Raw genomic sequence first — 18494 nt, 5'->3', positions numbered from 1 at the left:
GGTGGCGACCACGCTGATGAGGGCCTGTTCGGCCCGGCGGCGACGCTCCAGCAGCCAGTGCGGGAAGTAACTGCCCTGACGCAGCTTGGGAACGGCGAGTTCGACGGTGCCCGCACGGGTGTCCCACTCGCGAGGGCGATATCCGTTGCGGTGGTTGACTCGCTCGTCGCTGACCTGCCCGTATTCAGCATTGCAGAGGGCATCGGCCTCGGCGGACATGAGCGCGTCGGCGAACGTCTTGACCATCGCGCGCAGCAGATCGGGACTCGCCGCGGCGAGGTTGTCCTCCGCGAGCGCATGCAGGGGCAGACTGTCCGGTGCGGTCATCGTGCTGATCTCCTTCGTGACTCGACATCTCGAAGATCAGCCGGTGGCCGTTCATCTATGCGGGCGTCCCCCCGACGCGGGAGCAAACCCCCGGATCAGGTCGAACCCGTACACCACTTCTCTGGACGCAACCGGCGGCCCCGCCGTCGTATCCCGGTCGATAGCAAGACGCAGGGCACCGCATACAGCCTGCACGAATTGAGCGTGTTCCTGGAACGTACCGGCCTGGAGGGGTTGGACGTGGTGGACCTGGTGAAGTCGCGGCTGATCGAGTGGCGCGGCGACGGGCCGGCGGCATGGGAGCACTGACCACCCCGCCGGAGGTTGGTCGCCGCCGTCGCCCGTTCGGCGCGCAGCGGTCGCTGTCGCACGTGGCTTCGCGTTCGCTGGGAGCGGGCCCGGCATGGGACCGGAGCTCGTCCCCCTACCAAACCAAGGAGACACAGCCATGGACCAAGGCAAGATCCATGAGTGGGACGCGGAACCGGGCGAAGGAAGCATCAAGAACGACCGAGGTGGTCCCGTGCTGTACTTCACGGTAGACGACCTCATGATCGACCCCGACGAGATCCACCCCGGGGACACCGTCTCGTTCCGGATCGAAGGACCCGGACGCGCAGCCATGGTCAACAAGGCCTGAGTCTCGACAGCAGCGCGCAGCAGGCACCACCCGCTCACCGTCGGGTGGTGCCTGCGTGGGTTTCTGGACCACGCAGGCCGACCGGGTGTAGTCCGCTGACGCCGTTGAGGGAGACGGTCCTGTAGGGGCTGACCTGGGCACAGCCCTTGGACTGGTCGGCCGTCTGGGCATGGGCGTTGGAGACCGCGGCATGGGTGTCGGCGGGGGCAGGTGAGGAGCCGTCGCCGGTGCCGCCGTTGTCGACGGGGTAGCTGGCGCCGCTGGGCCAGTCACTGCCGATGACCAAGGTCAGACCGGCGCCGCTGCCCTGCCTCAGGTGCGAGGAGGGCAGGCCGAGGGCACTGGCCACCGCCTCGGCTTCGGGTTTCTGCCCGGTGCCGTAGGTGTGCGTGGTGGTGGCCGCGGTGGCGGGGGCGTTGGCCGTGGTGGTGCCCTGGCTGAAGCCCTTGTCGGTCAGAGCGGTGGCCAGTTGGGAGGCGCGGCCGCCGACGGTGGTGCCGTTCTCGATGGTCACGGCGATCCGGGAGGGGCGATGGCTCGGGCGGTGGCGGAGGCCGCTGCGGACTTCTTGCCCGAATCGGTGGTGAGCGACTGGTCGCCCGCGATGCTTGCGAACAGTGACTTCGCTCCGGCACCCGGTACGACGCGGTCCTTGTTGCTCGGGTCGGGGGCGGTCTGCATGGTGGTGAAGGTGATCCGGTGGGAGGAGACCTCGTTCCGGTCGGAGGCAAGGCCCACCAGCTTGCCGATGCTCCCCAGGCCGTCGTCGACGGTGAGCGCCTTGGTGGCCGCGTCGGCGAGGTCGCAGACCTTGGTGGGGTCCGTCAACGTGCTGGCGCTTTTGAACTTGCGGATCACCGCGCCGAGGAAGAGGTGCTGCGAGACGGTACGGCCGAGGTCGCTGCCGTCGCCGAAGCCGTACCGGGAGCGGACGAACTCCAGGGCCCCGACGCCCTTGAGGGTGTGCGTGCCCTTGGACAGCTTCAGGTGCGAGTAGGTGTCGTAGACGTTGCCGCTGACGCACACGTCCACACCGCCGACCGCGTCGGACATGCTGACCACGCCGGAGAAGTCGAGCTTGACGAAGTGATCGATGGGAATGCCGGTGAGCTCGTGGATGGTGGCCACCTGACGGGCGGGCCCCTACGAGAGAGCGCTGTTGATCTGTCCGCAGTAGCCGGAGGTGGACTGCTTCGACGTGGGGTCGGTGCAGGCCGGGACCTTGGTCATGGTGTCGCGGGGAATGCTCATCATCGTGGCGTTGGAGCGGTCGGCGGCTATGTGCACCACCATCTCCAACAGCAGCAGGGCGGCGGGCGCCCCTTCGGTGCGGGTGCGCTGTTCGGTGCCGGTGCGGCGGGCCCGGTCGGCAGTGCGCTGCTGAACGACGCATTCGATGACGACGAACGGGTCACGGTCGTCAACGACTACTACGAGGACTGACCCCGGCTACGCCCTGGTATTGCGAGGCGTCCGGTCGGCCTCTCACGCCTAAACTGGGTGGGCGGCTGTGCGGTGACTGTGACGTGGCGGACGGGAGGGGACTGTGGCGCAGGTCGTCGATGGCTTCGGGGATCTGTCCGCCGAGGTGCTGGCGGAAGCAACCACCACGTTCGGGCTGCTTGCCTCAGCGTCCCGACTGCACATCATGTGGGCGCTGTCCCAGGGCGAGAGTGACGTGAGTCGGCTCGCGGACCGCGTGGGCGAAGCGCTGCCCGCGGTCAGCCAGCACCTGTCGAAGCTGAAGCTTGCAGGCCTGGTCCGCTCCCGCCGCGAGGGCCGACGGCAGATCTACCACGTCGATGACCCCGACGTCGTCCTCGTCGTGCAGCTGATGGTCGGCCAGCTTGTCCGGCGCGGCGGCGAATCGCCCGCATTGATGGGGAAGTTGCACAGAACCGGCGCGTAGGAGCCTGCCTGGGGAGGAGGCGCCGGCTCTTGGTTCAGCTTGCATCTCGCGCGGATGCAGTAGCTTCTGCCTGCCAGAGCGGATCGAGACGCTGGACCAGAGGCTCGCGTGGCTGATCGTCACCGCCGGCATCCCGGTCGCCGTGGCCGGCGTGGCGCTCGACAAGGTGTTCCGCACCACGCTCGGCAAGCCCGTTCCGACGGTGATCTTTCTGGCCCTCAACGGCATCGTGCTCTTCGTCACCGAGCAGCTGACGCGCGGCGGCACGGGACGCAGGCGCGCCGGCGCCTCTCTCGTGGCGGAGGAGGCGCAGCTGAGCCCGGGCGAGTTGTCGGACCAGCGGATCACCCGTATGACCATGCGGCATGCACTGGCGATCGGCGCGGCCCAGGTCCTCGCCCTCTCCCCCGGCGTCAGCCGCTCCGGCTCCACCATCAGCGCGGGCATCTTCAAGGGCCTGGGCCACGACCCCCGTCATCGGCGGCGCCCTCCTCAAGCTGCCTCTCCTGCTCGGCGCCCAGGGGGGCGGGGCTGCGTGGTCCGCTGCTCGTGGGCAGTGTGGCCGCGTTCGTGGCGGCCTACCTCGCCACACGCTTCCTCGTCCGGTATTTCGAGGACCGGACGCTGATCCCGTTCGCCGTCCACTGCTCCGTCGCCGGCCTGGCCTACTGCGCCCTCGCTTGACCGCGCCGCACCTCGTCAGCCACCTGATCCGTACGTGAGGTCGGAGCACGGGTCGTCGTCCGCCGAGCGGGCGTCGTTCCTCACCGAGCCGGGCACCGCGGTCGGGGTTGTCGGGGTGGAGGAACCGCCTGTGGCGTAAGAGGCGCCCAGGACCGCGTTGACGCCCGACCCGCCGATGAAACGGAGTTGGGCACCGGGGAAGAGCTGGGCCACCTTCTCGGCTTGTGACCTGAGGCTCGCGCCGTACTCGATGACGGTGGTGGTGTCGTCCTGACTGCTCGCCGTGGCGGTGCCGGTGACGGTGAAGCCGTGTTCCGTGAGTGCGGAGACGGCCTTGGAGGTGAGGCTGCTCAGGGTGGTGCCGTTGTAGACGGCGACGTTGATACCGGCGCCAGACACGCTCCAGGTGGGGTTGGGCGATGCGGACGTGTCGCCGTGGGGCTGCGTCCTTCCGCTGGCGTCCGTGCCGTCGATGGTGCGGTCCGCCTTGAGCGCCGCCCACAGGCTGGAGGCATCCGGCTCGACGACGGCGACGCGCTCGCCGGCGTACTGCCAGGGAAGGGTGACGAACTTGGTGTTGTGCAGGTCGATGTCCCTCAGTGACATGGCGAAGGAGATCAGCTTGTTCGCCGTACCCAGTCCGGGATCGACCGTGAGCGACTTCGTTGCGGCGTCGGCCAGCGGCAGCAGGTTGGCAGGGGTGATCCCGTCGCTCTTGACCTTCTTGATGAGGCTGGAGAGGAAGGCTTGCTGCCGTTTGATCCGCCCTATGTCGGAGCCGTCACCGAGACCGTGCCGTATCCGGACGTAGTCCAGGGCCTGTTGACCGGACACGGTCTGCTCGCCCTTCTTGAAGAGCAGGTTGCCCCGGGTGGCGCGGTTGGGGTCGAGGTCCTTCTCGTATACGTCCTGCGGCAGGCAGACCCGCACCCCGCCGACCACGCCGGTCAGTGCCGCGAAGCCCTTGAAGTCCACGACCACGGTGTGGTCGACGCGCAGGCCGGTGAGCTGTTCGACGGTGTTCTGGGTGCAGGCCGGATTGCCCTTGTCCGTCTGCCCGACGGAGAACGCCGAGTTGAACACGGCGTTGGTCTGCGTCTTGGTCCAGGAGCCGTCCGGCAGTTTGCATGGCGGGATGGTCACCAGGGTGTCGCGAGGGATCGAGACGGCGAGGGCGTGTTGGTGGTCGGCGTAGACGTGCAGCAGGAAGGCGGTGTCGGAACGGCCGATGTCGTTCGCGTCGCCGCCGCCCAGTGAGCTGTTGCCGTCGTTGCGCGCGTCGGATCCGATGACCAGGACGTTCTCGCTCTGCGAAGGGCCTGCCGTGGGACGGTGCCTGGACAGGCCGCCCGCGTCGAAGGTGTGGATGCTGCTGTTCAGTGTCAGGTAGATCCAGCCGAGGCCCACCGCGCCGATCATCACGACGACCAGCGCGATGAGCAGCATTATTCGCCACGGGCTCCGTTTGCGGACCCGTGCTGTGCTGCCGTCCCTGGTGGTGGTCATCCGGGAGCCCCCGTCCGTCCGCGTCATACAAAGGGGACGACTGGCTCTGCCCAATGGTTGTACAGTTGCGCAATGTGGCAATTATGACAGAGAGGGCGCCGCCCTGCCTGTTCTGTGCCGCCGCCCGAAGGAGACGCTGTTCTGCGAAGAGATGGGGTGGGCAGGGTGCCCCGAAACGGTCTGGAACCCTGGCAACTGCTGATCGTGGCGATCGTCATCATCCTGCTGTTCGGTGCCAAGGAACTGTCCGGCACGGCGCGAGCGCTGGGCAGATCTCTGCGCATTCTCAAGGGCAAGAACGAGGGCGAGAACGCGGCACGGTCCGCCACGGCATCGGTCGAGGGTGCAGCCTGCGCCTCGGCGGAGCCCGCCGGTCGTCTCCTCCGAGCCGTTCCCGACGACTGCACTACGACGCGTCCGCCCGCCGAGGGCGCAGGGCGCACTGATTCTCCCGCAGCCGACTCGTCAGGCGCCGGCCGTGTCGGAGGCGGCACCCCGTAGCGACTCGCCCGTCCACCCCGAAGCCGCCAGGGTGGACGGGCACGGTCCGACACGCGTGCTGCTGGGCGGCGGGTCGCTGGACAGTCGCCGCTCAGGTGGCGTCGGGGTCGAACGTGGTGTGCGTCCCCGGCGCGGCCGCTGTCTTCTCCGGCGAGGGCGTACGGCTCTCGGTCGGCGGCGTGTCCCGGCTGTCATTCGCCGCACCGCGCACCGCGTCGGTGACTTCCGACAGCTCCGCCCTCGGGTCCAGTGCGCGACGGATCTCGTCGACCCCGAGGTCGTCGCCGTCGAGGACGTGCTTGCGGATGAGCGTCCTGGGGTGCAGGTGCTCGAACTCGAAGTCCTTGAACTCCGGCCCCAGTTCGTCTCGGACCTCCTGCTTGGCGCTCTCGGAGAACTCCCGCACCTTGCGCAGGAACCCGACCACGCTCTGGACGATCTCGGGAAGCTTGTCCGGGCCGAAGAGCAGGACCGCGAGGATCGTCAGCGTCAGGAGATCTACAAGGCTGATGTTGGGGAACACTCTTTGCCCTCGCCTTCGCCTCGGCCAGCCGCTCGGCGTGATACCTGCGCCCGAAAAACACTTTAGCTGTTGCGCAAGCATCCGAACTGTCGCGGGGCGGTCTTCGTTGGACCCGGTGTCCGTAAGGGCAGTTCAGAACCGAGAAGACGAGTCGTGGGTATTTCCCTCGCCAAGGGCGGCAACGTGTCACTGAGCAAGACGACGAGGTCATCAAGGTCAACCTCGCCGTCGTACCCGCTGATGTGGACAAGATCGTCTTCCCGGTCTCCATCCACGAGGCGGACGCGCGCGGGATCAATTCGGCCAGGTGGGCAACGCCTACATCCGGGTGGTCAACCAGGCCGGCGGCCAGGAGATCGCTCGCTACCACCTGTCCGAGGACGCCTCCACCGAAACCGCGATGGTCTTCGGCGAGCTGTACCGGTACGGCGGTGAATGGAAGTTCCGCGCGGTCGGCCAGGGCTACGCCTCGGGCCTGCGCGGGATCGCCGCCGACTTCCGGGTCAACGTCTGAGAAGAAGAAATCGCCAGGGATGCCCTGGCCGGCGTAGCTCTGGTGGCCAACCTCGGGCGGACCCTCACCGCGCGGCGGCCGATCGCCGTGCCTCCGGCCGCTCTGTCGGCCCCGTCGGCCTGTGATGGACCAGCCAGACGGTGCTCCGCAAAACGGTCGACGCACCGATACCGACGATCGTCCGGAGGCGTCGGCCTACTTCGTGGTGAGATGACGGCGCCTCCCGCCGCCCGACCGCGACGATCAGAGCACAGGCCAGGTGGAACCGACCACCCCGGCGTTGTGAGGTCCTCGGTGAGGGTCTGGGCATCGTGGAATACCTTCACGATGCCGTACTGCCTGCCGCCTTCGAGTCGGCGCAGTGCCACCGGGGCCGGCTGGTTCGCGAGGACTTCCTCGTACGCCGCTGCGGCAGGGCCGTCGTCGATGAGAATCGCGTTACCGCCCGGTGCGAGCGGGCGGCGACGGTAGTCCAGAAGTGGGGCAGCCGTGCCGGCGGGACATGGGCGAGCCAGAAGGCGAAGAGCACGGCGTCGTGGCGGCTGCCACTCGAACAGGTCGGCCTGGACGAATTGGACCGTGGGGGACTCGGTGCGCGCACGAGCGAGGGCCAGCGCTTCGGCTGCCGCGTCGACAGCCGTCACTGCCTGCGCCCGCGCGGCGAGCCTCGGGGTCCACCGACCGGTTCCGCACGCCAGCTGCAGCACATCCCCGGCAACCGGGAGGTGATCGACGACGGCCAGTAACTTCTGCAGGGCTTCCTGCTCTGCCTCTGCGTAGGGTCGGTCGTATTGGGCCGCGCCGTCCCGGTAATAGGTCATCTGCTCTGCCAGGCTCTGTCTAGAGAGCGTCGTCATCCATGCGGGTCACGGGGCTCCGCAGCGTGCTCCACCCTCGCAGTGCAGGACCAGGGCAGTGGGGAGGTGTTGTGGACGAGCCTGCGGAGGCGGTGTCTGCCTGGGAGTAGGCATTGGATGTCCATGTGAAGATTTGTCGGTACCGACAGTGTCCGTCAGCTCGGTCCGCCGGCCCGCTATTGGAGCGCGCGCTCTGAACTTGCCCCACAGGCCCGGAAGTTCACAGCGTTCAAGGGGCAGAAGAACTTCACAGCCGACCACTGGCCGGCGCCCTCGCGATCTCAGGTTCTCAGAGGCTGAGCGGGGCGCCGATGAGGCTGGTGACATCGCTTTCGACGTCGTCCAGGGGCCCGTCGGACGGCGCGCTGGTGCCAAGGACTTGCGCCTGGGCAGGCGTCGCCGACGTGACGCATCCCAGGGCGAGGAACGCTGCTGACGCAATGGCGGCGATGGCACGGCGGATGGCGTTCATGTCAAACCTCCTGAGCCGGGGCGGCTACTGCCGCACAGATCAGTAACAAGCCTTCCAGCCGCCGACGGAGACGCACTCGCTCTTCCTCCCTATGGGGGTGCACAACACCCGGCTACCTGACTCGATCCAGTTGATCCGTGCCGGGTCAGGGCGTGAGGTCCCGGACACGGACCGGCTCGCCCACCCAGCGCTCGAAAGCGCTGGTGGCGATGATCGCCCCGTCGGGGCGGTCCGGGGCGGGCTGCGCGGCGTGCCGGGCGTGCGCGGAGGCCCACGTCTCCTGGCCGGCCGCGCGCGCAGGCGGTGCCGGCGGTGGCTCGCGCAGCATGGCGCACCGATGCGCCGTGTGACGGCCGCCCGCGGCGCGGCGCCCGGTGGCGGACCCTTCCGTCACCCCAGGGGGACCGCCACCTCGCCCGCGCCCTCGGCGCTCGCGCCGCCGGTGACACGCACGGTGAAGGGCCGGTCGGTGCCGTCCGCGGTGACGCGTAGGGCACCGTCTTCGCACCGGACGTGGAAAACACGGCGGCCGGTGCGCCCGTCGGGCCGGGCATGGTGATGGGGGTGGTGCGGCCGGCCGTGGCCGGCGGGTGGACGAGCAGGGTCGGGTGGTCCAGCCAGTCGCCGTCGGGCCGGGTGTCGCCCGAGGCGAGCGGGAGGACGGCGCCCTCGCGGACGTAGAGCGGAAGGCTGCCGTAGCCGTGCCGTTCGGTGCGCCACCCCGGGCCGGTGACCCGCTCGCCGGTGAGGAGGTGGGTCCACGTGCCCTCGGGGAGGTAGACCTCCACCGTGCCGTCCTCGCTGAACACCGGGGCGACCAGGAGGTCGGCGCCGAGCATGTACTGGCGGTCGAGCGTGCGGCACGCCGGGTCGTACGGGAACTCCAGGACCATGGGCCGCATGACCGGGACACCGGTCCGGTGGGCCTCGACGGCGACGCCGTAGAGATACGGCATGAGACGGTGCTTGAGCAGCGTGAACTGCCGGGCCACGGCGACCGCTTCGTCACCGAACTCCCACGGCACCCGGTACGACGACGAACCGTGCAGACGGCTGTGGGAGGACAGCAGGCCGAAGGCCAGCCAGCGCTTGAAGACCGGGGCTCGGGCGTTCCCTCGAAGCCTCCGATGCCATGCCTCCAGAAGCCGAAGCCGCTCAGGGACAGGGACAGACCGCCCCGGAGCGACTCGGCCATGGCCTCGAACGACGACCAGCAGTCGCCGCCCCAGTGCACGGGATACTGCTGGCCGTCGGCGGTCGCGGAGCGGGCGAAGAAGACGGCCTCGCCCGGTCCGCGCTCCTCTTCCAGCAGCTCGAACATGGTCTGGTTGTACAGATGCGTGTAGTAGTTGTGCATTCGCTCCGGGTCGGAATCGTCGTGCCAGACGACGTCGGTCGGGACGCGCTCGCCGAAGTCGGTCTTGAAGCAGTCCACAGCCCGAAGGACCAGGCGGGCGGCAGGGCGGGCCGGCCGGTGAGGGCGGCGTAACGGGCGAGGACGTCCTTCGGGGTAGGGCCCGCCACGACGTAGTACTCCAGCGTCTGGTCCTCGACGCTGAACTGCACCTGCCCGACCGATTCGGAGCCGACCTCGAAGGAGACCCGGCCCGGGTGGTTGACGAACACCCCGTAGCCGCGCCTGGAGAGGTAGAACGGGATGCTCTGGTAGGCCTGTTCGCTGCTGGTGCCGCCGTCGGCCTGCCAGGTGTCCACGATCTGGCCGGGTGACGGGGCCGTCCTGGCGTACCTCGCCGGCGCCGCTGGGCTCGGCCGCGAGGGCGAAGTTCGGACCCGGGTGCCGGGCGCCCCCGTGATGTGTGACGCGGACCCCGATGACTCCCTCGGCGGGCGAGAAGCAGGTGACGGTGAGGAGCGGCGCGTTGAGCGTGTTGCCTCTGCGCTTCACATGCTGTACGGCGGCATAGGTGGTGAAGCGCTTCGATTCGATACGTACGTCGCGTACCTCGGTGGCGTAGGACACCTGGACGCCGTCGCGGATGAGCCAGAACCCGTTGGTGAACTTCACGGTGTTCCTCGGGGAGCGGGGTCGGTCGGCGGGGACTGCGGAGACCGTCACCCGGCGAGTCGATCGCACACGGACCGCACCTCGCCGATCGGCTGTTCATGGCGCGTAGATAGGCGCTGACCTGCGACTTATCAGAAATGGATGCGTGATGGGGCGTCGAATCGTGGTCAACTGGCACGCCTCGGGGGCTAGCGCACCATCCGAGATTGACGTATTAGTCATCTCGACTGACGAATCCCCCGGCAAAGGTGCCGGGTGAGCTGACAGGCGGGTCACCCACCGTGTCGAAGCGCTTCAACCACTTTTCGAGACAGGCTCCGGTCCGGTTTGTGGGCGGACGGCCGGACCAGGGACGGGACCTGTTCGCTGATGCCCCCCGTCGTGCCCCTGCGTCGGTGGAGACGGTGCGGCGCCCGGCCGAGCCGACCGCCGCCAACCGTCTGCGGGCCGTGCCGGCGGACCGTACGGCCGTGGAGGACATGGGGGACTTCGACATGGAGTCGGCCGCCGCCCGCGGCACGGCCTCCGGACACCTCGACCAGCTCGCCGTGGACCACCCACTCGGCGCCGGCTGAGCCGCCGCCCCCGTCTCCTACGCAAGGGCACCCACAGTGACAGCACCCACTCCGACTGCCGCGCGCCGCGGACGCTCTCGCAGGGCCGTGGCACCGCTCGCCGCCGCCCTCACCGTCCTGGTCGCCGGGGCGACCCTGACCGGATGCGGCCGGCAGCGCGACAGCGCCGTGTACACCGTGATGAACTCCTCGACCGACGAGACCTACCACCGCTGGGACGCCCAGGCGATGGCGCGCTGCGGTGAGCGGCTCGGCGTCACCATCGAGCAGCAGAGCGTCCCGGCCGCGCAGGTGATGACGAAGGCGCTGCGGATGGCGTCCTCGAAGTCGCTGCCCGACATCGTGCAGTTCGACGCCTCCGAGATGCCGACGTTCGCCGACGCCGGCGGGCTCATCGACCTCAGGCGACTGGGTCTGAGCACCGGAGACATCCCCCAGGGAATCATCAACTTCGGCTCCTACAAGGGGATTTACTACGGAGCGGCCCGCTCGGTGAACACCCTCGCACTGTTCTACAACAAGGACATGCTCGCGCAGGCGGGCCTGAACGTCCCGGGCACCTGGGCCGAACTGCGCGACACCGCCCGGAAGCTGACCCAGGGCAGGCGGTACGGCCTGGCGCTCAGCGCGGGCGGTGCCGAGGACGGCGTCTTCCAGTTCCTGCCGTTCATGTGGTCCAACGGCGGCGACGAGAGGCGACTCGACGGACCCCGGGTCGTCGAGGCACTCGACTTCTGGAAGGCCCTGCTGAAGGACGGCTCGCTGTCGAGGTCGACGGTCAACTGGACGCAGGCGGACGTCAACGACCAGTTCATGGCCGGCAACGCCGCGATGATGATCAACGGCCCGTGGCAGGTCGAGACGCTGAACACCAAGAAGTCGCTGCACTGGGGTGTCGCACGGATCCCGGTGCCCAGGGCCGGGTCCGGTTCCGTGAGCCCCCTGGGCGGTGCCGTGCTCACGGTCCCGAACACCGGGGACGCGGCGCGGGAGAAGACGGCCGGGCGGATCGTCGCCTGTCTGTCCGGCGAGCGGGAGCAACTGACCTACGCGCTCAACAGCTGGATGGTCCCGGCCGACGCGGAGGTCGCGGCGCTGTGGCGCAAACGGGTGCCGGAGCTGGACGCCCTGGCCGGCCAGGTGGCCGCGGCCCGCTCCCGTACGGCCGAACTCGGTGCCGGCTGGTCGGGCGTCTCGCTCGCCCTGCAGAGCGCCTTCCAGTCGGCTCTGACCGGCGAGTCGAGCAAGGCCGCCCTGACGCGCGCCCAGCAGCGGGCCACGAGCGGGAAGTGAGGCAAGCACATGACCACGTCCACCGTCACCGTCCCGGCGCCCTCCAGGACGCGGCAGCGGGCCGGCACCCCCGACTCGCGGCCGGCCCGGCTGCGGCGGCGCCTCGCGCAGTGGGGATTCGTCGCCCCCGCCGTCGTCTTCATGCTGCTCTTCTTCGGCTACCCGCTCGTCCGCAACGTCGTGATGAGCTTCCAGCACTACACGCCGAGGACCTTCTTCACCGGCGCGGCCCCCTTCAACGGCCTCGACAACTGGTCGAAGGTCTTCCAGGACGCCCTCTTCGGCAAGGCCCTCTGGCACACCCTCGTGTTCACCGTCGGCTCACTGCTGGGGCAGTTCGGGATCGGCCTCGCGCTCGCGGTGTTCTTCAGCCGCAGATTCCCCCTCAACGGGCTCATGCGCTCGCTGATCCTGCTGCCCTGGCTGGTGCCCATGGTGGTGTCCGGCATCGTCTGGCGGCGCATCCTCGACCAGGACACGGGCGTGCTGAACTCCTTCCTCGGCGCACTCGGCCTGCGCGGTCACACGCCCTGGCTGACCAGCCCCGGCATGGCCCTGCTGTCCACGATCCTGGTCAACATCTGGATCGGCATCCCCTTCAACATGGTCATCCTCTACGGCGGTCTGCAGGAGATCCCCGGGGAGCTGTACGAGGCGGCCTCCCTCGACGGCGCCTCCGCCTGGCGGACCTTCCGCTCCGTCACCCTGCCGGTGCTCAAGCCGGTGATCACGGTCGTCCTGGTGCTCGGCTTCATGTCGACCGTCAAGATCCTCGACCTGATCCTCGCCCTCACCGACGGCGGCCCGGCCGACGCCACCCAGACCCTGGGCACGCTCACCTACCAGAACTCGTTCGTGCAACTGGACTTCGGCGCCGGCGCGGTCGTCGGCGACGTACTCATCCTCGTCTCCGCCGTGTTCGCCGTGTTCTACCTGCGGGCCAACCGCAGCGAGGGGAAGTGACGTCCATGACCTCTCCCGCACCCACGACTCCCCGGCGCCGCTGGGGCTCCACCCTCGCCGGCGTGCTCATCCTCTGCGTGATGCTCTTCCCGCTGTACTGGATGCTCGACACCGCGCTCCAGCCCGGCTCGGGCCTGCTCCAGGTCGATCCGGTGCCGGGCAGCCTGGACCTGTCCGGCTTCACCAAGGCCCTCGGCGACCAGGGCGGCCATCTGCTGACCTCGCTGGCGGTCGCCCTCGGCGCGGTCGCCATCTGCCTGGCGATCTCCGCCCCGGCGGCGTACGGGCTGGCCCGCTTCGGGCTGCGCGGCTCACGGACGATCGTGTTCGGCACCCTGATCACCCAGATGGTTCCGGGCATCGTCATCGCCAACGCGCTCTACAACTCGTACGTCGATCTCGGCCTGGTCAACTCCTACTTCGGGCTGATGCTGGCGGACGCCTCCCTCGGCATCCCGTTCTGCATCGTGCTGATGCGGTCCTTCATGGTCTCGATCCCGGGCGAGGTGATCGAGGCGGCGCAACTGGACGGCGCCGGGCTCGTGCGGACGTTCGTCCAGGTCGTACTGCCGATGAGCCGCAACTCGCTGATCACCTCCGGCCTGTTCGCCTTCCTGTTCGCGTGGAGCGACTTCATGTTCGCGCTCACGCTGAACACCACCGACCACGTCAAGCCGGTCACTCTGGGTATCTACCAGTACATCGGCGCGCATGTCGGCGACTGGGGCTCGGTGATGGCCGCGTCCGTCCTGTCCGCCGTGCCGGCCGCCCTGCTGCTCGTCCTGGCCCAGAAGTACATCGCCGCCGGCATCACCGGCGGCTCCGTCAAGTGACCCCCGCACACCTCGAAGTGGGCCCCTCGCATGAGCGACTTCCCGCGCTTCCCGCCCGGCTTCGTGTTCGGCGCCGCGACCGCCGCGTACCAGATCGAGGGCGCGGCCCGCGAGGACGGCCGGGGGCCCTCCATCTGGGACACCTACAGCCACACCCCCGGACTGGTCGCCGACGGCGACACCGGTGACGTGGCCTGCGACCACTACCACCGCTATCCGCAGGACGTGGCTCTCCTGCGGGACCTGGGCGTGAGGTCGTACCGGTTCTCGATCGCCTGGCCGCGCGTGATGCCGGACGGTACAGGCCCGCTCAACCCCAAGGGCCTGGACTTCTACTCGCGGCTGGTGGACGAACTGCTCGCGGCCGGCGTCGAACCGACTGCCACCCTCTACCACTGGGACCTGCCGCAGGCCCTGGAGGACCGCGGTGGCTGGCGCGTGAGGGAATCGGCGGAGCGGTTCGCCGAGTACACGGCCGTGGTCGCCCGAGCACCTGGCCGACCGCGTGCCGCGCTGGATCACCCTCAACGAGCCCTGGTGCAGCGCCTTCCTGGGCTACTCCGTCGGCCGGCACGCCCCGGGCGCCCGCGAGGGCCGGGGCGCGCTGGCCGCCGCCCACCATCTCCTGGTCGGCCACGGCCTGGCCGTACGAGCGCTGCGGGAGGCGGGCGCACGCGAGGTGGGGATCACTCTCAACCTCGACCACAACCTGCCGGCCACCCGGTCACCCGCCGACCTCGCCGCCGTCGTCCGCGCGGACACCCAGCACAACCTGGAGTGGACCGAACCGCTCCTGGCGGGCCGCTACCCGGACACGGAGGCCGAGACCTGGCGAGACCTGATCACCGGCCAGGACTTCCGGAACGACGGGGACCTGGACCTGATCTCCCGGCCACTGGACTTCCTCGGCCTCAACTACTACCGGCCGATCGTCGTCCGCGACGCCCCTCACCGCGAAAACGACCCGACGCGACGCGTGGCAACAGACAACCGCTATGCGGAGCTACGGCTCGAAGGCGTACGGCACACCGCGATGGACTGGCCGGTCGTCCCCGCCACCCTCACCGACCTCCTGGTACGGATGAAGAACCGCTACGGGACCGCCCTGCCACCCGTCCACATCACGGAGAACGGCTCGGCGGAGGCCGACGAGCCGAGCCCCGGCGGATCGGTCCACGACACCCACCGCGTGAGCTACCTCCGCGACCACCTCCACGCGCTGCGGGCCGCCATGGACGCAGGCGTCGACGTCCGCGGCTACTACGTGTGGTCCCTGCTGGACAACTTCGAGTGGGCCTTCGGCTACGGAAAACGCTTCGGGATCGTCCGCGTCGACTACGACACGCAGCGGCGCACTCCCAAGGACAGCTACCACTGGCACAGGGCGCTGATCGCGGCGCAGAAGGGGTGATCGCTAGCCTGCACTTTTCGTTTGCGGCCCTCCAGTTTTCGATATCGGCGTCCGCCGCCAACCGTCTTATAGGCATGCATGTGACTCGACAGATCAGCCGCCGCACCATACTCAAGGCCACGGGCGTCGCAGCCGGAGCCGCCCCGATCGCCACCGCCGCCACTCCCTCGGTCGCGGCGGGCGGGCCCTTCGCGCACCCCGGCCTCCTCCACACCGGCGCCGACCTCGCCCGCATGGCCGCCAAGGTGAAGGCCGGCGCCTCCCCTTATACCGCCGGGTACGCGAAGCTGACCGCCAACCGGCATTCGCAGAGCGACTGGACGGCCCGTCCGCAGACCACCGTGTACCGGGGCGCGGAACTGCGCCCCCGCAGCACCTGGCCGCAGAACTACGGGATCCTCTACAACGACATCCACGCTGAAGCTTCCCCTTGATCGTGGACACCTGGAGACTGGGACCTGAGGTTCCAGAGGAAGTAGCACCAGGTGGGAAGCAAATACACGAAGCGGTACACAGAGGAGTTCAAGCGGGACGCCATCGCGCTCGTCGACTCCTCGGGCAAGACGGTCACCGCCATCGCCCGGGAGCTTGGCGTCAGCTCCGAGTCCCTGCGCGGCTGGTACCGCCAGGCCAAGGCAGACCAAGGCGAGGGCCGCCCTGGCGAGCTCACCACGCAGGAGCGCGAGGAGCTCAGGCGGCTGCGCAGGCAGAACGCCGAGCAGGCAAAGACGATCGAGGTCCTGCGAAAAGCCGCGGTCTTCTTCGCGAAAGAGAGCGATCGGTGAACGATACGTACGCGTTCATCGAGGCGGAGAAGACCACCCACGGCGTCGCTTTCCTCTGCAGGCTGCTGAAGGTGGCCCGCTCCTCTTTCTACGCCTGGCTCGCCGCGCAGAAGACCCGCGCCGCACGCCGGGCCGCCGACGCGGCCTTGACCCACGAGATCACCGTCATCCACCTCGCCTCCCGTGGAACCTACGGCGTCCCGCGCGTCCATGCCGAACTGCGGCGTCTGGGACGGTCTGTGAACCACAAGCGCGTCGCCCGCCTGATGCGTGAGCACGGCATCCAGGGCGCTCACCGTCGCCGGCGCCGGTCGCTGACGCGGCCGGACAAGAAGGCCAGGCCGGCCCCGGACCTGATCGGCCGCGACTTCCACGCCGACAGCCCCGGCACGAAGCTGGTCGGAGACATCACTTTCCTCCCGACGGCCGAGGGCTGGCTCTACCTCGCCTGCTGGCTGGACCTGGCCACCCGCGAGGTCGTCGGCTACGCCATGGCCGACCATCACCGGGCCGAACTCGTCGTGGATGCCCTCAACATGGCCCACGGCCGAGCCGATCTGAAACCCGGCTGCGTCATACACAGTGATCGCGGAAGCGAGTACACGTCGGACCAATTCCGCGACCACATACGCGAGTTGGGGCTGCGGCAGAGCTGCGGACGCACCGGATCATGCTTCGACAACGCCGCCGCGGAGAGTTTCTGGGCCCTGCTCAAAGAGGAAATCGGCACCCGAATCTGGCCCGACCGGGCCACCGCCCGGGCCGACGTCTTCAACTTCGTCGAGACCTTCTACAACCGCCGCCGCCTGCGCAAGCACAAGACCTTCGGCTACCTCAGCCCAGCCGAGACCAGGCAGCGGCATCAACACACCCTCGCGGCATAAACCATCGAGTGTCCGAGATCACGGGGAAACTTCAACGCCGCGTATCAGAACGCCCTGCGCTACCACGTCAGTGGCGACAGCGCGCACGCCGACACCGCCGTCGCGATCCTCAACGCCTGGTCGGCGAAGCTGACGAAAGTCGACGGCAGCGCCGACCGGTTCCTGGCCGCCGGGATCTACGGGTACCAGGCCGCCAACGCAGCCGAGCTCGTCCGCGACCACAGCGATTTCGCACTCGAGAGATTCCAGAAGATGCTGGTCGACGTCTTCTCCTCGGTGAGTGAGGATTTTCTCGTCAGGCACAACAACGGCACCCCGGCCCCCCACTACTGGCCCAACTGGGACCTGTGCAACATGGCCTGCGCGCTGGCCACGGGCATCTTCTGTGACGACCAGGCCAAGGTCGAGCGCGCCGTCGAGTACTTCAAGCACGGCGACGGCATGGGCTCGATCAAGCACGCCATCCCGGTCGTGCACGACGACGGGCTCGCCGAGTGGATGGAGGCCGGGCGCGACCAGGGGCACTCGCTGATGGGCGTCGGCCTGATGGGCACCGTCTGCGAGATGGCCTGGAACCAGGGCATCGACCTGTACGGCTACGACGACAACCGCTTCCTCAAGGGCGCTCAGTACGTGGCCAAGTGGAGCCTGGGCGGAAACGTGCCGTACACGCCCTACGCCCTCGTGGACCATCGGCCGGGGATCCAGCACCCCACCGACGTCGCCACCGCCAGCCCGACGCAGACGCGACCGGTCTGGGCCATGGTCGCCAACCACTACACCAAGCGGCGCGGGCTGTCCGCCACGTACCTCACGCAGATCGCCGCCAAGGCCACGCCCGAGGGCGGTGGCGGGGACTACGGACCCAACAGCGGCGGTTTCGACCAGCTCGGCTTCGGGACGCTGGCGTTCACGCGGGACAAGGCGACGGACACCAAGGCCACCCCGAAGCCCACCACTTCGGTCGCGGGCGCCGCCTCCGACCAGCGGCCCCGGGCCGCGGCCACCGCGTCGACCTCCCCCACCGCGGGGGGCGGCCTCGCCGCGACCGGCTCCGGGGAGATCGTCGGGTGGACGGCCGCCGCGGGCGTCTCCGCCGTCGCCGGCGGCCTGCTCTTCCTGCGCCGCCGCGACCGGGCGCGCCACGAGGCGTCGTAGCAAGATGAAGCGCGTGTCCGGGACCGGTCGACGCGCGGTTTCCCTTCGCCCAGACACCGCTGCGATCGACCGCGGCAGCCCTGACGACAACGCCCACCGGTGGTGCGGCAACGGCATCATCACCGGCGACACCGACACCTACGGCCGCGTCTACGTCGGCACCGACAGACGCGGCCTGCGGCAAGGCACCCCGTCCTGACCCCGACGCCCGAGCAGGACCGCAGGCACAACGACCTGCGGTCCGCCGGGACTTGGCACCCCGCTTCATCCTGGACGGACTGCGAACTACGCGAGACGGCATTCCGTCTGTTGGCGCTCCTGCGCAAGGTCGCCGAAAACCACCAGGAAGCCGTACCGCCCGCGCGACGCGTACCTCGGCGCAGACGACGCTGTCGAGACCACGCAGGAGGACCTGCACTCCCCCAATCGCAGCGGGGGCACGGTGGTGCTGGATGTCCGGCCCGCCCGGGAGCACCCGGTGGAGCACATCCCGGGTGTCCCGTCCATCCCCACCAGGAACTGGTCGCGCGGATCAGCAAGCTGTCGCAAGACGCGAAGATGTCGTGTACTGCGCGCAGCAGGTCAACACCTGTCCCTGTCCAGCCGGACGGAACTCCGCGACGCCATCGACGG

Annotated in this window: 20 protein-coding genes and 5 pseudogenes; 16 read left to right on the top strand and 9 right to left on the bottom strand. The window is 69.0% G+C overall.

Annotated elements, in window-relative coordinates:
- Positions 1-327 (bottom strand): transposase (locus tag BIV23_RS39465; protein ID WP_177240205.1); only part of this gene is annotated, 327 nt, incomplete at its 3' end.
- A gap of 448 nt (positions 328-775) precedes the next feature.
- On the opposite strand from BIV23_RS39465, the gene BIV23_RS39455 reads away from it, so the two are divergent.
- On the top strand, positions 776-967 hold the full coding sequence (locus tag BIV23_RS39455; protein ID WP_071385813.1) for a hypothetical protein: 192 nt from the start codon (positions 776-778) through the stop codon (positions 965-967).
- 34 nt (positions 968-1001) lie between these two features.
- On the opposite strand, the gene BIV23_RS54270 is transcribed toward BIV23_RS39455, so the two are convergent.
- Both BIV23_RS54270 and BIV23_RS54265 read right to left on the bottom strand, forming a co-directional pair.
- On the bottom strand, positions 1002-1481 hold the full coding sequence (locus tag BIV23_RS54270) for a LytR C-terminal domain-containing protein (protein WP_483883315.1): 480 nt from the start codon (positions 1479-1481) through the stop codon (positions 1002-1004).
- Positions 1478-2218, bottom strand: a pseudogene (locus tag BIV23_RS54265) (LCP family protein). The gene BIV23_RS54270 and the pseudogene BIV23_RS54265 overlap by 4 nt, the downstream one beginning before the upstream one ends.
- Positions 2219-2248: 30 nt before the next feature.
- Between BIV23_RS54265 and BIV23_RS49260 the strand changes: the two are divergent.
- From BIV23_RS49260 to BIV23_RS47695, 3 genes are all read left to right on the top strand, one after another.
- The gene (locus tag BIV23_RS49260; RefSeq protein ID WP_245790864.1) at positions 2249-2410 is read left to right on the top strand and encodes a hypothetical protein; all 162 of its coding nucleotides are present in this window, start codon (positions 2249-2251) and stop codon (positions 2408-2410) included.
- Positions 2411-2513: 103 nt separating this feature from the next.
- Positions 2514-2876, top strand: coding sequence for an ArsR/SmtB family transcription factor (locus BIV23_RS39445; RefSeq protein WP_071385812.1), 363 nt, complete (start codon positions 2514-2516; stop codon positions 2874-2876).
- A gap of 142 nt (positions 2877-3018) precedes the next feature.
- Positions 3019-3504 carry an undecaprenyl-diphosphate phosphatase gene (locus BIV23_RS47695; RefSeq protein WP_342746407.1) on the top strand — a complete coding sequence of 162 codons (486 nt, stop codon included), beginning with the start codon at positions 3019-3021 and terminating at the stop codon, positions 3502-3504.
- Positions 3505-3575: 71 nt separating this feature from the next.
- On the opposite strand, the gene BIV23_RS39440 is transcribed toward BIV23_RS47695, so the two are convergent.
- The gene (locus BIV23_RS39440) at positions 3576-5093 is read right to left on the bottom strand and encodes an LCP family protein (RefSeq protein WP_071385811.1); all 1518 of its coding nucleotides are present in this window, start codon (positions 5091-5093) and stop codon (positions 3576-3578) included.
- Between the two features lie 129 nt (positions 5094-5222).
- On the opposite strand from BIV23_RS39440, the gene BIV23_RS47690 reads away from it, so the two are divergent.
- On the top strand, positions 5223-5567 hold the full coding sequence (locus BIV23_RS47690) for a twin-arginine translocase TatA/TatE family subunit (protein WP_342746406.1): 345 nt from the start codon (positions 5223-5225) through the stop codon (positions 5565-5567).
- 91 nt (positions 5568-5658) lie between these two features.
- Here BIV23_RS47690 and BIV23_RS39430 read toward each other — a convergent pair whose 3' ends face one another.
- Positions 5659-6090 carry a Sec-independent protein translocase subunit TatB gene (locus BIV23_RS39430; protein WP_071385810.1) on the bottom strand — a complete coding sequence of 144 codons (432 nt, stop codon included), beginning with the start codon at positions 6088-6090 and terminating at the stop codon, positions 5659-5661.
- Positions 6091-6281: 191 nt separating this feature from the next.
- On the opposite strand from BIV23_RS39430, the pseudogene BIV23_RS39425 reads away from it, so the two are divergent.
- A pseudogene (locus BIV23_RS39425) lies at positions 6282-6604 on the top strand (TerD family protein); the annotation flags it as partial.
- Here the strand turns inward: BIV23_RS39425 and BIV23_RS53715 are convergent.
- The 4 genes and pseudogenes from BIV23_RS53715 to BIV23_RS39405 all read right to left on the bottom strand — a co-directional run.
- Positions 6553-7425, bottom strand: coding sequence for a methyltransferase domain-containing protein (locus BIV23_RS53715; RefSeq protein WP_342746408.1), 873 nt, complete (start codon positions 7423-7425; stop codon positions 6553-6555). The pseudogene BIV23_RS39425 and the gene BIV23_RS53715 overlap by 52 nt on opposite strands.
- A gap of 325 nt (positions 7426-7750) precedes the next feature.
- A complete protein-coding gene (locus BIV23_RS39415) occupies positions 7751-7933 on the bottom strand; it encodes a hypothetical protein (protein ID WP_071385808.1) in 183 nt (60 codons plus the stop codon).
- Positions 7934-8078: 145 nt separating this feature from the next.
- Positions 8079-8261 (bottom strand): hypothetical protein, encoded by a 183-nt coding sequence (locus tag BIV23_RS39410; RefSeq protein ID WP_143079214.1) that lies wholly within the window; start codon positions 8259-8261, stop codon positions 8079-8081.
- Positions 8262-8323: 62 nt separating this feature from the next.
- Positions 8324-9866, bottom strand: a pseudogene (locus tag BIV23_RS39405) (TIM-barrel domain-containing protein); the annotation flags it as partial.
- A 488-nt stretch (positions 9867-10354) separates the two neighbouring features.
- Here BIV23_RS39405 and BIV23_RS49965 point away from each other — a divergent pair.
- The 10 genes and pseudogenes from BIV23_RS49965 (at position 10355) to BIV23_RS39360 (ending at position 18060) form a co-directional block, all read left to right on the top strand.
- The gene (locus BIV23_RS49965) at positions 10355-10534 is read left to right on the top strand and encodes a hypothetical protein (RefSeq protein WP_143079213.1); all 180 of its coding nucleotides are present in this window, start codon (positions 10355-10357) and stop codon (positions 10532-10534) included.
- A 36-nt stretch (positions 10535-10570) separates the two neighbouring features.
- On the top strand, positions 10571-11827 hold the full coding sequence (locus BIV23_RS39400) for an ABC transporter substrate-binding protein (protein ID WP_071385806.1): 1257 nt from the start codon (positions 10571-10573) through the stop codon (positions 11825-11827).
- Positions 11828-11836: 9 nt separating this feature from the next.
- Entirely contained in the window at positions 11837-12790 is a 954-nt protein-coding gene (locus BIV23_RS39395) for a carbohydrate ABC transporter permease (RefSeq protein ID WP_071385805.1), read from the top strand.
- Between the two features lie 5 nt (positions 12791-12795).
- On the top strand, positions 12796-13623 hold the full coding sequence (locus BIV23_RS39390) for a carbohydrate ABC transporter permease (protein WP_071385820.1): 828 nt from the start codon (positions 12796-12798) through the stop codon (positions 13621-13623).
- A gap of 30 nt (positions 13624-13653) precedes the next feature.
- A pseudogene (locus BIV23_RS39385) lies at positions 13654-15034 on the top strand (GH1 family beta-glucosidase).
- Between the two features lie 74 nt (positions 15035-15108).
- Positions 15109-15468, top strand: coding sequence for a twin-arginine translocation signal domain-containing protein (locus BIV23_RS39380; RefSeq protein WP_071385804.1), 360 nt, complete (start codon positions 15109-15111; stop codon positions 15466-15468).
- Positions 15469-15519: 51 nt separating this feature from the next.
- Positions 15520-15819 (top strand): transposase, encoded by a 300-nt coding sequence (locus tag BIV23_RS50895; RefSeq protein ID WP_071385803.1) that lies wholly within the window; start codon positions 15520-15522, stop codon positions 15817-15819.
- Positions 15816-16703, top strand: a complete 888-nt coding sequence (locus tag BIV23_RS39370; protein WP_071385802.1) for an IS3 family transposase — start codon at positions 15816-15818, stop codon at positions 16701-16703. The genes BIV23_RS50895 and BIV23_RS39370 overlap by 4 nt, the downstream gene beginning before the upstream one ends.
- A 27-nt stretch (positions 16704-16730) precedes the next feature.
- Positions 16731-17861 (top strand): annotated as a pseudogene (locus BIV23_RS39365) (alginate lyase family protein); the annotation flags it as partial.
- A 13-nt stretch (positions 17862-17874) separates the two neighbouring features.
- Positions 17875-18060 (top strand): hypothetical protein, encoded by a 186-nt coding sequence (locus BIV23_RS39360; protein WP_143079211.1) that lies wholly within the window; start codon positions 17875-17877, stop codon positions 18058-18060.
- Positions 18061-18494: the final 434 nt, after the last annotated feature.

It is taken from the genome of Streptomyces monashensis (genome assembly GCF_001866665.1).
GTDB classification, from domain to species: Bacteria; Actinomycetota; Actinomycetes; order Streptomycetales; family Streptomycetaceae; genus Streptomyces; species Streptomyces monashensis.
This window is presented reverse-complemented; position numbering and strand designations above follow the sequence as displayed.

Bases quoted from the DNA above. Each gene is read 5' to 3' on its own strand.
- BIV23_RS39455 (WP_071385813.1), top strand. From the start codon at position 776: ATGGACCAAGGCAAGATCCATGAGTGGGACGCGGAACCGGGCGAAGGA.
- BIV23_RS39440 (WP_071385811.1), bottom strand. From the start codon at position 5,093: ATGACGCGGACGGACGGGGGCTCCCGGATGACCACCACCAGGGACGGC.
- BIV23_RS53715 (WP_342746408.1), bottom strand. From the start codon at position 7,425: ATGACCTATTACCGGGACGGCGCGGCCCAATACGACCGACCCTACGCA.
- BIV23_RS39415 (WP_071385808.1), bottom strand. From the start codon at position 7,933: ATGAACGCCATCCGCCGTGCCATCGCCGCCATTGCGTCAGCAGCGTTC.
- BIV23_RS39410 (WP_143079214.1), bottom strand. From the start codon at position 8,261: ATGCTGCGCGAGCCACCGCCGGCACCGCCTGCGCGCGCGGCCGGCCAG.
- BIV23_RS39395 (WP_071385805.1), top strand. From the start codon at position 11,837: ATGACCACGTCCACCGTCACCGTCCCGGCGCCCTCCAGGACGCGGCAG.
- BIV23_RS39390 (WP_071385820.1), top strand. From the start codon at position 12,796: ATGACCTCTCCCGCACCCACGACTCCCCGGCGCCGCTGGGGCTCCACC.
- BIV23_RS39380 (WP_071385804.1), top strand. From the start codon at position 15,109: ATGCATGTGACTCGACAGATCAGCCGCCGCACCATACTCAAGGCCACG.